Source organism: Acinetobacter sp. BY419 (assembly GCF_019038395.1).
Taxonomy (GTDB): domain Bacteria; phylum Pseudomonadota; class Gammaproteobacteria; order Pseudomonadales; family Moraxellaceae; genus Acinetobacter.
In genome coordinates, this window is sequence record NZ_JAGFXZ010000002.1 from 49796 (window position 1) to 65220 (window position 15425).

The 15425-nt window shown below is 42.1% G+C and carries 17 protein-coding genes; 14 read left to right on the plus strand and 3 right to left on the minus strand.

Annotation, left to right across the window (positions count from 1 at the left end; translation table 11 throughout):
• The first annotated feature begins 38 nt into the window (after positions 1-38).
• The 7 genes from KUG37_RS01055 to KUG37_RS01085 all read left to right on the plus strand — a co-directional run bounded on the left by KUG37_RS01055 (position 39) and on the right by KUG37_RS01085 (position 5957).
• The gene (locus KUG37_RS01055) at positions 39-1043 is read left to right on the plus strand and encodes a patatin-like phospholipase family protein (RefSeq protein ID WP_216933763.1); all 1005 of its coding nucleotides are present in this window, start codon (positions 39-41) and stop codon (positions 1041-1043) included.
• 346 nt (positions 1044-1389) lie between these two features.
• Positions 1390-1566, plus strand: coding sequence for a hypothetical protein (locus KUG37_RS01060; RefSeq protein WP_216933766.1), 177 nt, complete (start codon positions 1390-1392; stop codon positions 1564-1566).
• A gap of 285 nt (positions 1567-1851) precedes the next feature.
• A complete protein-coding gene (locus KUG37_RS01065) occupies positions 1852-2373 on the plus strand; it encodes an acyl-CoA thioesterase (RefSeq protein ID WP_216933768.1) in 522 nt (173 codons plus the stop codon).
• 147 nt (positions 2374-2520) lie between these two features.
• Positions 2521-3084 carry a TetR/AcrR family transcriptional regulator gene (locus KUG37_RS01070; RefSeq protein ID WP_216933770.1) on the plus strand — a complete coding sequence of 188 codons (564 nt, stop codon included), beginning with the start codon at positions 2521-2523 and terminating at the stop codon, positions 3082-3084.
• A gap of 31 nt (positions 3085-3115) precedes the next feature.
• Positions 3116-4315, plus strand: coding sequence for an MFS transporter (locus KUG37_RS01075; RefSeq protein WP_216933772.1), 1200 nt, complete (start codon positions 3116-3118; stop codon positions 4313-4315).
• A gap of 1 nt (position 4316) precedes the next feature.
• Positions 4317-5210 (plus strand): LysR substrate-binding domain-containing protein, encoded by an 894-nt coding sequence (locus KUG37_RS01080; protein WP_216933774.1) that lies wholly within the window; start codon positions 4317-4319, stop codon positions 5208-5210.
• Between the two features lie 132 nt (positions 5211-5342).
• Positions 5343-5957: a glutathione S-transferase family protein gene (locus KUG37_RS01085; RefSeq protein ID WP_216933982.1), complete on the plus strand. Its 615-nt coding sequence runs from the start codon at positions 5343-5345 to the stop codon at positions 5955-5957.
• A gap of 74 nt (positions 5958-6031) precedes the next feature.
• Here the strand turns inward: KUG37_RS01085 and KUG37_RS01090 are convergent, their stop codons facing one another.
• The gene (locus KUG37_RS01090) at positions 6032-7636 is read right to left on the minus strand and encodes a bifunctional 3-(3-hydroxy-phenyl)propionate/3-hydroxycinnamic acid hydroxylase (protein ID WP_216933776.1); all 1605 of its coding nucleotides are present in this window, start codon (positions 7634-7636) and stop codon (positions 6032-6034) included.
• Positions 7637-7985: 349 nt separating this feature from the next.
• Positions 7986-8231 carry a hypothetical protein gene (locus tag KUG37_RS01095; protein ID WP_216933778.1) on the minus strand — a complete coding sequence of 82 codons (246 nt, stop codon included), beginning with the start codon at positions 8229-8231 and terminating at the stop codon, positions 7986-7988.
• A 392-nt stretch (positions 8232-8623) separates the two neighbouring features.
• On the opposite strand from KUG37_RS01095, the gene KUG37_RS01100 reads away from it, so the two are divergent.
• From KUG37_RS01100 to KUG37_RS01120, 5 genes are all read left to right on the plus strand, one after another.
• Positions 8624-9622 carry a GTP-binding protein gene (locus KUG37_RS01100; protein ID WP_216933780.1) on the plus strand — a complete coding sequence of 333 codons (999 nt, stop codon included), beginning with the start codon at positions 8624-8626 and terminating at the stop codon, positions 9620-9622.
• Between the two features lie 101 nt (positions 9623-9723).
• Complete coding sequence (locus KUG37_RS01105; RefSeq protein WP_216933782.1) at positions 9724-10254, plus strand: YaeQ family protein; 531 nt, start codon at positions 9724-9726, stop codon at positions 10252-10254.
• Positions 10255-10341: 87 nt separating this feature from the next.
• Positions 10342-10965, plus strand: a complete 624-nt coding sequence (locus tag KUG37_RS01110) for an MgtC/SapB family protein (RefSeq protein WP_216933784.1) — start codon at positions 10342-10344, stop codon at positions 10963-10965.
• A 77-nt stretch (positions 10966-11042) separates the two neighbouring features.
• Entirely contained in the window at positions 11043-11381 is a 339-nt protein-coding gene (locus KUG37_RS01115; RefSeq protein WP_216933786.1) for an FKBP-type peptidyl-prolyl cis-trans isomerase, read from the plus strand.
• Between the two features lie 233 nt (positions 11382-11614).
• Positions 11615-13447 (plus strand): diguanylate cyclase, encoded by a 1833-nt coding sequence (locus KUG37_RS01120; protein WP_216940111.1) that lies wholly within the window; start codon positions 11615-11617, stop codon positions 13445-13447.
• Here the strand turns inward: KUG37_RS01120 and KUG37_RS01125 are convergent.
• The gene (locus KUG37_RS01125) at positions 13423-13890 is read right to left on the minus strand and encodes a GNAT family N-acetyltransferase (protein ID WP_216933788.1); all 468 of its coding nucleotides are present in this window, start codon (positions 13888-13890) and stop codon (positions 13423-13425) included. The genes KUG37_RS01120 and KUG37_RS01125 overlap by 25 nt on opposite strands.
• Positions 13891-14258: 368 nt before the next feature.
• Between KUG37_RS01125 and KUG37_RS01130 the strand changes: the two genes are divergently transcribed.
• Together KUG37_RS01130 and KUG37_RS01135 are read left to right on the plus strand one after the other, a co-directional pair.
• Positions 14259-14744, plus strand: a complete 486-nt coding sequence (locus KUG37_RS01130) for a hypothetical protein (protein WP_216933790.1) — start codon at positions 14259-14261, stop codon at positions 14742-14744.
• A 282-nt stretch (positions 14745-15026) separates the two neighbouring features.
• The gene (locus tag KUG37_RS01135; protein ID WP_216933792.1) at positions 15027-15302 is read left to right on the plus strand and encodes a hypothetical protein; all 276 of its coding nucleotides are present in this window, start codon (positions 15027-15029) and stop codon (positions 15300-15302) included.
• The last annotated feature ends 123 nt before the right edge of the window (positions 15303-15425 follow it).

The following is a 15425-nucleotide window of genomic DNA, read 5'->3' on the forward strand; positions in this document are numbered from 1 at the left end:
ACACTATGCTGCTTTAGATTAATGAGGACATTCTCTGCATGCAGACATATGTGTTGAGTATGGTGATACTAGGTGTATTCGGCCTAAGTGGTTGCCAAACAGCCCCAATGACAGCCCAAGCGGCTATCAGTCATCTGCAACCTGCTGCACAACGCGGAGAAGCCCAGGCACGTCCCAATCAGATTGATTTTCAAAAGATCAAGCAAACCCAACAGCGTCCGGTGATTGCTTTAGTTCTGGGCAGTGGTGGTGCACGTGGCTACGCGCATATTGGTGCGCTGGAAGTATTGGAGCAGGCAGGTATTCGTCCAGATTTTATCGTTGGTACCAGTGCGGGCAGCATCGTAGGATCCATTTATGCCAGTGGCAAACCGGCCATTGAACTGCGCAATATTGCACTCAGTATGCGAGCGACGGATGTCCGTGATATCAAACTGGCCAGAAAAGGCTTTTTTGATGGCAAGAAAGTTGAAGATTATGTCAATTTACAAGTAGATCAGACACCGCTTGAAGCCATGAAAATCCCGATGTTTGTGGTGGCCACAGCACTGAAAGAAGGCAAGAAAGTGGTCTTTAACTATGGCAATACCGGACAGGCAGTGCGTGCTTCAGTCTCAATTCCGAGTATGTTCATTCCGACCATTATTGAAAATAAAGAGTATGTAGATGGTGGCTTGGTCAGCCCGGTTCCGGTCAATGTCGCACGTGAACTGGGGGCAGATATTGTGATTGCGGTGGATATTCTGGCCCAGCCGATTCATACTGAAACAACAAATGTCTGGGGCCTGTTTAACCAGAATATCAATATTATGCAGCAACGTTTGGCCCATGAAGAATTAAAGTATGCAGATGTGGTAATTCAGCCGGATTTACGTGAAAAAGGTCATATTTTTGATGTGCGTGGCAGAGAGTTGACTATGCAGGCGGGTATTGATGCTGCTCAGTTAAAATTGATGGAAATTTCACAAGTTTATCAAAAACATGATTATGCTCAGGGGCATCGCATTCCACAGTTTGTGGTACAGAAGCATCAAGTACAATAAATCTGTGATTAGAATTTTCTGAATATTCCCTTATTATAAAACTTTGATACAGGGATATTCAGTAAACAAGATCAAGGATCATCAGCTTTAATAGTTAACTAATTGTTATAAAAGATCAGATAATTTCTTATACCTATAAGTGGTTTGAAATTACCACCCAAGATAAAATTAATTTGAAATATAAGCTATTGAATTATAAATTTATTATTTTAAGAAATAAGCCTTATTCGCCCTAAATTGTAATTTTAACATTATTATTCGTATACTTAAGTTGATCAAATATTCAAAAACATCCATGTTCATGCCAGAATACAGCTACAAAAATCAAGAAACAGATGTAAATATTATGACGGATATTAAAATTGGACATCAAGTCAAACTGGCACAATTTGAACACTATATTTTTACAGTGACAGCTGTCCATCAGGATGGTTCTTTTACCGTTGAAACCATCTTGGATGGTGAACAAATTTTAAGTTATCAGAATGTTGTACAGGAAATGCTCAGACCGGTGAAGCTTTAAATCCCAGAGAATTTTCTGCTTTCCTGAATTGTTTTTATTCAGATATTAAAACAGTGAAAAATTCTCAGTTGCTGTGCTCCCGGTCCCAGACAAATAACTGTTGCTTTATTTGTAGTTAGCTTCTTCTCGGGAGTTTAAGCCCTTAAATATATTTTTTTATGTATGGATGCATTTTCTATATCAATAATTGTGATGCTTCATTTGCCGAAATGAACATTTTATTCATACTAAAAAAGCTATAATAATAAACGATAACCTTGTCATTCAAAGAGTTCAAAAAAAACGATGGCCCCTTTAGATCAAATTGCAGCAGTGTCGGATGACCAGTCAGAGTTAACGATGTCAGTTCTCATGACGCCAGATATGGCAAATTTTTCAGGAAATGTTCATGGTGGAACCATTCTGAAATTATTGGATCAGGTGGCCTATGCATGTGCCAGTCGCTATTCGGGCAGTTATGTCGTGACCTTATCTGTAGACAAGGTGAATTTTAAAGAGCCGATTCATGTCGGTGAGCTGGTTACATTTCTAGCCAGCGTCAACCATGTTGGCCGTACCTCGATGGAAATTGGTATTCGTGTAGAAGCCCAGAATATTCAAAAGAGAACCGTGCGTCATACCAATAGCTGTTATTTCACGATGGTGGCAGTAGATGAACATGGTAAACCCAAACAGATTCCAGCTTTAAACTTGAACAATGACTGGAAACGTTGCCGTTTTGAAGCAGCAGAACAGCGTAAAGTGGCGCGTTTGCAAGAAAACCATCATCCTTCATGCAGTATTTATAAAAAAAATGCACAGAGTTAAATCCTGATTGAGAAAGGACCTTCATCTAGAAGGTCTTTTTTTTTGCATCATTTTTAGTTGATGACTGGAGCTTTGTAGTTTTTTATCTTAATATAAAACGATACGTATCGTATCGTTTTTAGAATTTTAAAGCTTAAGTTGAAAAATATGCATAGTGACGAGAAAACTTCCAGACGGCAGCAATGTATTTTACAGGCGGTCGCAGATGCGCTGGCAGAATGTGAATATCATCAGCTGACCATTGAAGATGTGGCAGCACGTGCCGGGGTGGGCAAGTCCACAATTTATCGCTGGTGGAAGCACAAATCGGAACTGGTACTGGACACTTTCAAACAACATACGGCTTCAGTATTTGAACTGGATGCGTCTAAAAGCCTGAAAAGCAATCTTATTCAACAACTCGGTTTTTTATCTCAGGCGCTGAATCATCCGGTAGGGCGGGCTTTGCTGGTGGTCATTGCCAATCATCGGGAACTGGCAGGTGAGTTTTTTCAGCAATATCTCTTGCCACGTCGGCAACAGACCCATCAACTGATTCAGCAGGCGATTGAACGGGGGGAGATCCGTGCGGATTACCCTTTTGATTTGATGCTGGATACTTTATATGGTCCGATTCATTACCAGATTATTTTTTTCAACCGGATTCCAGATCAACACTATATCCAGAATCTGGTTGAGTTGGCCTTGCATCCTGTTGCTGTTCAAGCTTGAGTCTGGTCTATTTCCTTAAAAGTTGGTGATTATGTCAGTTAGTTCAGAGCGTTTATGGAATCGCTCATTTATCCTGTGCTTATTCAATAATTTTTTCCTGTTCGTCTATTACTTTGCCTTACTGACTATCTTGCCGATTTATATCATGAAAGATCTGGGTGGTTCGGTAAAAGAGGCCGGTCTGGCACTGACGCTATTTTTGGCTTCTTCGATTGCTATTCGGCCATTTTCGGGCATGATCATCGAAAAGTTTGGCAAGAAAATCTCGATGCGTGGCGCAGGCGTGTTTTTTGCTCTATTTGCCTTTAGCTATTTGCTGGTAGATAGCATGTGGTCGCTGTTGCTGGTGCGTTTTTTACATGGTATCTGGTTCAGTATTCTGACCACGGTGACCGTGCCCGTCGCCAATGAGTTTATTCCTGAACATCAGAAAGGCGAGGGCATGGGTTATTTTGTCATGTCGACCAATCTGGGGGTAGTTTTTGGTCCATTGCTGGCATTGACCGTGATTCAGTTCACCAGCTTCAAGGTTCTATTTGGCATTCTGGCAGTGATGATTTCTCTGGGCTTGATTTTCTGCTGGATGTTAAAGATTACAGAGCTGCCAAAGCAGAATACGATCAGCACAGAAAAAATTCAGTTTAGCTTGAAAGATATATTGGAAGTGAAAGTCTTGGCGGTGAGTTTTGTGGCATTGCTGACGGCTTTTGCTTATTCCGGCATCATGAGTTTTATTACGGCATTTAGTGAAACCAAGCAGCTTTTGGCTTATACCAGTGTTTTTTTTATTGTCTTTGCAGCGTCCATGCTGCTGGTCAGACCTTGGGTGGGGAAGATTTATGACCGTAAGGGGCCAAGTGCTGTCATTTATCCTTCTTTTGTTTTCTTTGCCATTGGTTTGTTAATCATCAGCCTGATTTCCAATCAGTGGATATTATGGTTATCGGCGGTATTTATTGGCATCGGTTATGGTTCACTGTTCCCTTGTTTACAGACGCTGGCGATTCAGTCGGTTGACAAGCAGCGTATGGGACATGCGATTTCAACCTTCTTTACCCTGTTTGATCTGGGTTTAGCGATTGGTTCCGTGGTTATGGGAATATTGATTGCCTATTGGGGCTTTGAAACCACCTATGTTTTGAGCGCTGCACTCGTCATTTTGACGATATGGGTTTATCGTCAGTATGTTGCCAAAAAGCAAAGTAAGTGCCCGGCAAATTTGGAGTTATAGAATGGAATTAAGACATTTACGTTATTTCGTTACCGTGGCGCAGGAACTGAACTTTACCCGTGCTGCAGAAAAATTAAATACGGTACAGCCTTCACTGAGCCAGCAAATCAAGGATCTGGAACGTGAGGTGGGTGCACAGCTGCTGGAGCGGAATAATCGTAAGGTCGGGCTGACTGAGGCTGGTCAGGCATTTTTAAAAGAGGCTTTGCTGAGTCTTGAACATGCAGAGCGTGCCATACAGGCCGCCAGACAGATCGCCAATGCACAGCAGGATCAGCTGAATATCGGTTTTGTCCCGGTCGCGGAAATGAAAGTCTTTCCTTATATCATGCCGAATATTCGCGCGCATTTTCCTGAACTGAAAGCGCAGTTTCATAGTCTGACCGATGCAGAGCAGTTTAATGCCTTAAGAAATGGACAGATTGATATTGCCTTTACCCGTTATCCGGGGCAGTTGAGTGAGTTTGATTCGATCCGCATTTTTGACGAGCCTTTAACCCTGATCATACCGAAAGACTCTCCGGCTGCCGCTTTGCCTTATGTCAGTATCAAAAGTTTTGAAAATCAGGACTTCGTGATCAGTGATGAGCAGTCTTCACCGCAATTGCATAAGCTGATTCAGGAGTTTTTTAAACAGTCTAAATTGAAGGTGAACGTGGTGCAGTATTCCACCAATATCCTGCTCAATGTCAATCTGGTGGGAATGGGCGTGGGCTGGAGTCTGGTGCCGGCCTATGTGATTCCATTACTTGGCGATAATATTGTGGTGAAAAAGACCCTGGAACCTTTGCCAATGATCGGACTGTATGCCAATTATCGCAAGAATCAAAAACATGTAGTGATTGATCTGATTTTAAAAGTTTTAAAAGAAAAATTTTGTGTGGATCTTTTTTAATATTTGCATATTTGATCTGCCCTTAGGAAAAGCTGTGCAACAGAAATGATCTGTAGCAGATCCTTTTAAATCAGGCTTGCAAATCGCTTTATACTGAACATCTAACAATAAAAAACCGGTTGAAGCAGGATGATGAAGCTCTATAACAACCCGCAATCACGTGGTCTGACCCTGTTACCCTTGCTGAAAGAATTGCAGATTGAAGACCAGATTGAGCAGGTAGAAGTTACCTATGAGCATATGCATCAGCAAGCGTATCTCCAGATTAACCCGATGGGAAAAGTTCCCTGTCTGGTAGACCAGGAAATTATCATTTCAGAAATGGCTGCCATTTTTATCTATCTGGCAGATAAATATCCTGACAAAGGATTGGCACCTGCTTTGGATGATCCCAAGCGTGGGGCATATTTAAAATGGATGTTTTTCTGTCATGGGCCGTTTACCGAATATATCGATATAAAAAATTTGCAGGTCTCGTCAGAAAATATTGAAAAAAACCGAAGAAGTTTAAGTTTCGGTAATGAAGCAGCAGTATTTGCTTTTCTGAAGCAGAGTATAAGCCAAGCCAATCCCTATCTGCTGGGTGAACAAGTCTCGGCAGCGGATCTCTATGTGGCCTATTGTCTAATCTTCGCCATCTCTGCGAAAATCTTACCGGAATTTGACGAGTTCAGACCCTTTCTACAGCAGATGGCCCGTCGAGATTCGCTGAAAGACATCCCCTGGTTTCAAGCGTACCGAATTTAGTTCATCGTTCTGTATATCTTGATATCTCATAACAAAAAAACCACGCCGAAGCGTGGTAAAAGGTGACCTTAAAATTATTTCAGGTAGAGCTTTTTAAACAATAGCTGGCTGGTGCTTTCCATCGCTTGAGGAATAGTCAGAGCAGCTACGAAACGGTCAGGACGCAAGATCACCACTGAATCGGAAGTGTTGCCAAACCAGGAGCGGATATCTGTGCCAATATCACCAATCGTAATAACGTCTTCATACTGTTTGCGCTGGTTATTTTGTAATTGCACCGCAGGAATCACCTGGATAAATTTTACGCCAAGCTTTTTCCACTGTTGCAATGTCTCCGGGCTTAGACCCCATTTCGGATCGACACCCCAGGCAATAATCGCGAAATCATTGCCGATGACTTCATCCAGTAACACGGTTTCACCCGAAGCAAGTTGAACTTGAGGCTGGATAAACATCTTGCCGACTGGAGAGTTTTTGGCTCCGTTGCTCAAAAGTGCGCCGTCATGATATTTCGGCATCGGTTTAAAGCGCATTTCCAGCAGGTATTGTTTAATCGGCTTGATATAGTTGAGAGCATAGGCAATACCGTCACGCACAAAACCCTGCCATTTTTTCGGTGGCGCTAACACATGACCTGCCATCACGGAAAGATCAATCATTGCCTGGGCATGGTCTTTACGTTCAATCTGGTACGAATCCAGAAGTTCTGGGCCAGCTTTGCCTTGAACAACCAGTGCCATTTTCCAAGCCAGGTTAAAGGCATCACGCATACCGCTGTTATAACCCTGACCTTGCCACACTGGCATGATATGCGCGGCATCACCGGCCAGTAAAATACGATCTACCCGGAATTTATCTGCAATACGGGCATTATGCGTATAAACACGCTGACGGATTACTTCGATACCTTCAGTGCTTGGTAGAACCTTAGACAGCAGCTTGGCAATATTTTCCGGTTTGCTCAGTTCTTCCTGTGTTTCCCCTGGCATGACCATAAATTCAAAACGGCGAATACCATGTGGCAATGCTGCAGATACATAAGGACGAACCGGGTCACAACATAAATAGATATGCGGCGTAGCCAGTGGGTCGTTTTCAAGATCGATCACGATCCATTGATTCGGTGCAGTTTTACCTTCAAAGGCAATCCCAAGGTTGCGGCGCACATAGGAATTGCCGCCGTCACAGGCAATCAGGTATTGAGCGCGAACTATTTCTGCATCGCCATCTTTATTTTGCAGGTTGAGTGTTACGCCTTTGGCGTGCTGACTAAAATGAGTCAATTGACGTGAAAACAGCACCTGCGTATTTTTATATTGTTTTAAGCCCTGAAGCAGGACATTATCGACTTGGGGTTGAATAAAAGCATTACGGCGCGAGAAACCGAACTCACGCGTTAAAGGCTGAATGTCTGCAAAACAGCGGCCTTTCGGTGTCAGGAACCGCATTGCATGATTCGGTGTAGTATGCGGTAAGACTTGATCAACTAAACCTAAAGATTGAATGGTACGCAAGGATTCATCATCGATCCCAATGGCACGTGGATAATCAATCAAACTATCCAGTTGCTCGATAATTGTGACAGCTATGCCTTGCTTGCTCAGATAGTTAGCAATGGTTAAGCCTACAGGGCCGGCGCCCAGGATTGCCACTTCAGAAGTGTAATTAGTATTGCTCATAGCGAATGTCCATTCAATCGACTTGCATTTGATGCTATTAAGGGACAGTCACGCCTCAGAAACAAGTTAGGCGATAGTAGTTGAAGGATATGATTAATATTGGACTGTAAAGAATATTTTTTAATTAAATTATTGAATTTAAATATTAAATTAATAAAAAATTAATAGCTGCTATTAATTCTGTGATTAGTTTTGACTATAGTGATAAATGGGTTTTGTACAATAAAAATGCTGAACCAGCATCAAGCATGATTCAGCATCGAAGAATATCGGGACAGTATAGGACAAAGCCTACTGGAGAAGTACTGCCACGAATATCTTTATAGGATTAAACGAGTCGTTTAATGACTTAACGTGCAGCAGGTTTTGCAGGTGTCGTAGTTTCTGCAGTAGCTTTAGACGCAGCTGCTTCAGATGCAGCAGGCTGCTCTGCGGATGCACCTGCAACCGGGGCATTTGATTCAGGTAATTCCTGGGTGCTTACTACCACTTTTTCTTCAGTGGTTGTTTTTGCATCTGTGGTTTTGCTGTCAGCAAAACTGGTAGCTGCAGCAGCAGCAAGCGTAGTGGCAAGTAAGATTTGTGTATATTTCATTTTTGGCATCCTTTTATTCATGTCATGTAATCCGCCGAACTGACCATCACATCAATTCGACAGATGCCCATCCTAAGCACTGAATTTTTACGGAGCAAATCAATTAACAAAAGCGACACGTAGAGAATAACTGAGTAGATACAAAACTTGGAGAGTTGTTTTATTTCTGTTAATTATGCGAAGTTTTATTTAATGAAAATGTGTATGAATATTTCAAAAAATAAATTTGAAATAAAAATTAACATAGCAAATTGATGATTCTGGATCATTCCATTGATTTTTCTTTCTGTTGTTTTTAAGGGCAGGTTTGCGAAGAAGACGCATTTTATAATCCGGCTGTGCTTTATAATGCCGAGCATTGCCATTTCTATTCAATCTCTTGAGAGCCGATTTTGAAAATTCTGTCAGCATCGCAGGCTATTCCTGTACATATCATTTCCGGATTTTTGGGTGCAGGTAAAACCACACTACTCAAACATTTATTGCAGCAGAAACCGGAACAGGAAATCTGGGCAGTACTGATGAATGAATTTGGCCAGATTGGCGTAGACCAGCAGTTATTGCCACAAGATCAAGGTTATGCGGTCAAAGAGCTGCTGGGCGGTTGTCTATGTTGCAGTAGCCAGTTGCCGATGCAGATTGCCTTGTCACGCCTGCTGTCAGAAGTTAAACCGGATCGGCTATTTATTGAGCCTACCGGACTGGGGCATCCTGGACAATTACTGGAACAACTGACCGAGCCACACTGGCATAACCACTTAAACATGCAGGCCTTAGTCACTGTAGTGGACGGTTCGCGCTTGCATGACCGGGACTGGACTCAGCAAAACCTATATGCAGACCAACTCAAAGCAGCGAAGATCGTGGTGATTTCACATACTGATTTGATGACAGCCGCAGCGCTCGCACAACTTCAGGCAGAATATCAACCTTATGCCCAACAGTGGCTGCTAACTGAGCAGGGGCAGCTCAATATTGAACAGATCAAGCAGGATTATCAGGGTTCGGCCCGTAAGATCCAGCCCTTGTTAAAACAGCAACAGATGATCCCGTCCGCAGATACTTCCGTAGTCATTCAACAGATGCCTTATCATTATGTAGAAAGTGCCCAGGGATATCAGGTCGCAGGCTGGAAATTGCCAAAACGCTGGCAGTTTAATTTTTATGATCTGCTGGATCTGCTGTGTGAACAAAAAGACTGGCTTAGAATCAAGGGGATTTTCCATACCGATCAGGGCTGGAAAAGTTTCAATTTCAATCCGGAGCAGTTCAATTATCAGTCAGTCGATGAAGGCATTGATAACCGGTTAGAAGTGATTTATCAACAGTCCAAAGACTGGCTGTCATTTGAAACTGCCTTGATGCAATGTCGTATTGATCCGGAAAAATAATGGCACTGTTTCTAGTGCGCTGAATAAGTTTTTGGCCTAAATCTGTTCAGCAAAATTGTGCTAAATCTTATATGCTAGGCGCCAAATTTGAGGATTGTGTGATGGCGTTAAAAGCGACGATTTATAAAGTTGATTTGAATATTGCAGATATGGATACGCATCGTTATGCAGACTATCAACTGACGATGGCACTGCATCCTTCGGAAACCATTGAACGCCTGATGGTGCGTATCCTAGCTTATGCACGTTATGCTGATGAAGCGCTAGAATTTACCAAGGATCTGTTTGAAACGGATGAACCGGCGCTGTGGGAAAAAGATCTGACTGGTCAACTGGTCAAATGGATTGAGGTTGGTAGTCCGGATGAAGATAAAGTCAAAAAAGCCAGTGCACGTTGCAAGCAGGTTGCAGTGATAACCTATGGTTCTGCGGTGGGCGAGTGGTATAAGCGCAGCAGCAAACTCAAAACCTTAAAAAATGTAGAAGTGTGGAAATTATCTACTGCAACCACTGACGCATTGCCACAATTATGCGCCCGTACCATGCAGTTACAGTTAAATGTGATGGACGGTGAATGGACCTTGATTGGTGATCAGGGCCAAGTAATTGTGGAGTGGGAGCAGTTACAATAAGTCCAAATAAGGATGCAAGTCCGGACTTGTATCCTTGCCTCACTATTTCGTATATCTGGAGAGAAAAATAAGTTCTCTGGATGAAGCATGTATCATGAACTTTATGAGTTGCTATTAGCAGTCGTGATTGGTGCAATCATTGGGGCAGAACGGGAATATCACAGTAAATCTGCCGGACTGCGCACCATGATCATAGTCAGTCTGAGTTCCTGTCTGTTTACCATTATTTCTTTAAAAATCGGCGTGGACAACCCTGACCGTCTGGCAGCCAATGTTTTAACTGGCTTGGGTTTTCTGGGAGCCGGAGTAATTTTAAAAGATGATAACCGGATTTCTGGTATTACCACTGCAACCACGATCTGGATGACAGCTGCACTGGGCATGGCAGTCGGTGCGGGTTATGAGCTGTTAAGTATTTGGGCAACGGTGATCGTGCTGATCGTACTGGTCCTATTGGTCTATGTGCAACGTGGTATCGAGCATCTGAATCATGAACGTAACTACGAAATTGTCTGTCCTTTTGAGCAGCATGAGCCGGAACATTATGAAAAACTGTTTAAACAATACAAGTTAAAAGTGATTCATTCCAGCCAGAAAAAAATCGACCAGCAGATTACAGGCCGCTGGATCCTGATGGGGTCAGCTAAAAATCATCAGAAATTAACCCAGTATTTATTACAGGATAAGAAGATTCAGAAACTCAGCTTTTGATCTATTGAAGCTAAAGGCCAAGGAATTTAGCTCAATCCTGTTTATACTAGTGCTATTTGCAAGAAAGGATATTGGCGATGACCACAGAATTAGAAATCATTGATCTGGTGGTGGGAGAAGGCAAAGAAGCCGTGAAAGGTGCCTTAATTACCACGCACTATACTGGCTGGCTGGAAGATGGAACTAAATTTGACTCTTCTATTGATCGTGGTAACTATTTTGAAACCGTGATTGGTACAGGCCGTGTGATCAAAGGCTGGGATCAGGGGATTCTGGGAATGAAAGTCGGTGGCAAGCGTAAACTGATGGTGCCTGCACATTTGGCCTATGGCGAACGTAAAATGGGTAAAGTCATTCCAGCCAATTCGAACCTGATTTTTGAAATTGAATTGTTTGACGTAAAAACACGTGACTAAAATGATCTAAGTTTATTAATTTAAATATTACTTTTTATTAAAATATTTAGGTTGGTTCCGGTGCAGTCGCCTGAAAGTAGACTGTGCCGGAAAAGCTACAAAAAAAATATTTGAAATCATACATATTCCTTGTAAATTATAAGAATAATAAAGAATTTTATTGAGATATAACGTATTTGTATAAATTGATAAGGAATGTCTATTTTATCGTATTTGTCTGGACCTTTAGCTGGTTGACTTGCATAACAAGTTCAGCAATCGCTCAGGATGAACTTGCGTCGCCTTCATTTCAGCAGCCCTCTCAGGAACATACTACTGAAGTCCATTTTACCGAACATAGCAGCAGCTCTTTGCAGGGAAAATGGTTATTTTATCCGAACCAGTTTATTGTCCAGCCTAGCTCTGTCCTTCAGTCAAAAATAGTTGAATTGCCAGCCTCTTTTAAAACTCTGGCAGGCTCAAATGCTGGCTATGGGACATTTATTGGTTATTTTAAAATTCCGAAAGAATTTCTCGGACGACGGATTGCGATCCGGATTCCAACCCAATACGGTGCCTATCGGGTATATGTCAATGGACAGTTTATTGTACGGCTCGGGGAAATCAGTACCACACCTGACAAACAGGTGACTGAAAAAGCGCCACGTATCGGCTATTTCGTTGCAGACAATGAGTATATTGCCTTAAGTATTCAGGCTTCGAATTATACTCATTTGCATGGCGGCCTCGAACGACCGATGCAGATCGGCAGAGCCGCTACAATCGATCGCCAATTCCAGCAGCTCATGATGAGTATTGCCATGGTATGTGGTGCGGTACTTGGGGTAGGGGTGTTTACCATTCTATTTTCGATATTCAGGGGATCGCGAGAACGCAACAGTAAAAGTATCTTTGTTTTTGGCTGGTTTATTGTCTTTTTGGCCCTGCATAACCTGTTTTCTGCGCCCTATGCCTATTCAGTATTTACCAATATCAACTGGTTGTGGGGAACCCGCTTAGAGTATCTGTTTACTTTTCTCGCATCATTCTTTTTCCTTAGTTATATGCATCTGTTTAATCGGCGCTATCTCAATCCGGTGGTTTATTATATCGCTGTCGCATTACTGGTTTTTAACATCTGCATCACCCTATTTGCCTCCCCGGAGATATTTGAACGTCTGGCGCTGTTTAGTGCGATCTATGCTGTGGTGATCATTGGCAATTTTATATATGGCTTTGATCAGACCTTACGTTATAAAGAACATTATTCGCGTTTAAATCTGATTGCGATTATTTTCCTCAGTTTAACCTTTTTGAATGATTATCTATTGCTGATCAATGTGATTAAAACGACACATCTGTTCTTTATTTCAACCAGTGTCTATGTGTCATTAATCATGTTTCAACAGTCCAGGCATTATGCACATCAAACTTATGAGACTGAACAGCTGAACCTGAATCTGATCGCGCTCAACAATTCACTCGATCAAAAAGTCAAAGAACGTACCCAGCAGCTGCATGAACTGAATGCCAAACTGGAGCAGCAGATGAATACTGATGCACTGACCGGAGCCTTTAATCGGCGTGCCTTAAATCATGAAATCCAACGGCAGTTTTTGCAGACCCAGCAACAGCCGCAACATACGCTGATTTTTGCCATGCTCGATGTCGATTATTTTAAAAACTATAATGATCATTATGGTCACTTAAAGGGGGATGACGTTCTGAAAGAGCTGGTCAGGATTATGCAGGAAACCTTGCCGCCGTCGGGTTATCTGGCACGTTATGGCGGCGAAGAGTTTGCAATTTTGCTCAGCGGAATACCAGCTCAAACTGCTCTGCAAAATCTGGAAAATGTATTAGACCAGATTCGGGAGCAGCACATGGAGCACCTGAATCGGCCAGATGCGAAAGATTATGTCACGGTCAGTATAGGCGCGGCCTGGGTTACCCAAAAACATGCTTATGCAGATATTCATGAATTGATGAAAGCTGCAGATATGCAGCTCTATGCTGCCAAACAGGCCGGGCGTGATCAGTTGAAAATCGAGAAAGAGGCCGATCAAAAAACATATTTATACAGATAACGCGATGCATCTTCTGAGGCAGAAGAATGGGGATGAAAACCGCAGTGTTGATAATAACTTAAGGCAGTTTGGGTAGGCTGTATTTCAATCTGATAAATTTTTTTCTTTAATAATGAGTGATGCATCTGATGAAACAACTGGGTGCCAAATCCAAGTCCCTGGCAATGTGGTGCGACATAATGCATCCGGATTTCTCCAGCATCACTGACCAATAAGAACCCGACCACCTTGTCGTGCACCAGGTAAACCCAACAATCGTTATAAAGCATATCGACAATCAGGCTGGCATGATTAAATTTTTCTAGCCAGGTTTGAATTTTGCTGGCTTCACGCTGATGATCCAGAACACAGGACTGAATGCTGTCATGAATCACCTGAATAATTTGTGGTATATCTTCAACCTTCCCTTCACGAATCATAATTTTATTCATTTGCTCGAACATTTAGAACGAAGGTTTATTTGATAAAAAAGCTCAGGGTAAAAAATAGAACAAAATTGTAGTTTTTTGAGAATCTTTGCTGTGATTTTATACATATGAAGATCAATTCGGTTATTGATTTATCTTTTTTGTTTATCTCAGGTGCCTGAGTTTCATGATGAAGATAAAGATCAAAGTAAATTAAATTTCAAAATAAAATTACAGCTTCAGGCTGGGATGAAAATGATCCAGAAAAGAAGATAAATTATAAAAATAAGCCTTAAATTTGCGCTGTATAAAAAATAGACGTATGCTGAATCAAAGGGGACTATTTAAATAAATACTGAGCCTACTACCATAAAAATAAAATCAGTCACATGAGATGATCAACCATGCTGAAACTCCTGCTCTTGTTATGTGTTTTATTTATATTGAATGCTGCCTGGAGCGTCGGCAGAAAGATGTATAAAGCTCAGCGCCATCTGGCTCGTCAGCGTTCAGAAAAACCGGCACAGATTTCTAGTATCACAGAGCATACGGTCACTGAGCAAGAACAGCAGGTGCATCAGGTGGATGCCTATGAACTGGAACTGTTTGACGATGTGGCACAGCTGTTCTTTCAACGACAGGTGCATATTGAGAATCGGACACAGGCTGAACAGTTACAGCAGGAAGTATTACAAAAGATGCCAATGCATAGTGGTACCCAGATTCGTCAGATGGATTTAGGTGAATGGTCAATTTTCTGGAATTTTTACGATCAGTCATTGGAATACTATGTCGGTCGCTATGGGATATTTTATGCGCATGTAGACCGTTTTGAAGAGGAGCACCGGCAGGAAATCCGCACTGATCTTTTACATTCGGACTGTGCTTAGAAACACAACTTTCAGTCATTTTCTAATATTGAATATCTTAGACTGTCCACTCAAGTGATTCCCATTTTCTGCCAGAAAATACATGCTTTCTACTTGGTTTTTTCCTGCGCCATAAGCGTATCCTGGTTTGTATTAAATTAACTCTGGTTTTTACTGACCTTGCTATGTTTCATTCAATCCTGGGCAAGAGGTCAAAACTGCACAGAGCTATTCGTGAGATGATGGTTTGAAAATGTTTAAAACTGGCGAGTCGTCATTTCGGACTCAAGAGGCAGAAACGCGATGATCATCGATTTTCATCAAGCACAATTACAGAAGTTTATTGCTCTGGCAATGAAGATCGAAGCTGAGCCTGAACTTTATTTACAATTTGATTCGGTCTCAGATTTCTATAAGGCTGGCTGGTTACAAGACTTTCCATCCGGTACTGAATACTTTAGTTCGGGTCTGGACGATGGTGCCGAAGAGTTTCATGCCGTGATCTGTTATGGCGAAGCGCAGCTACAGATTAGCTGTGGACAGACACAGCTCTTTGCAAAACTATGTTGCAAACATTGACCGGATTGTCGGTATTTCCCGATAAAAGAATAATGACATGCACTATAGAGTTGATATAAATTGCAGAATCATCTCTGTATTTGATTTTTATTCGCAGCAGTCGGGAGTGGCGCAGGCGAATAA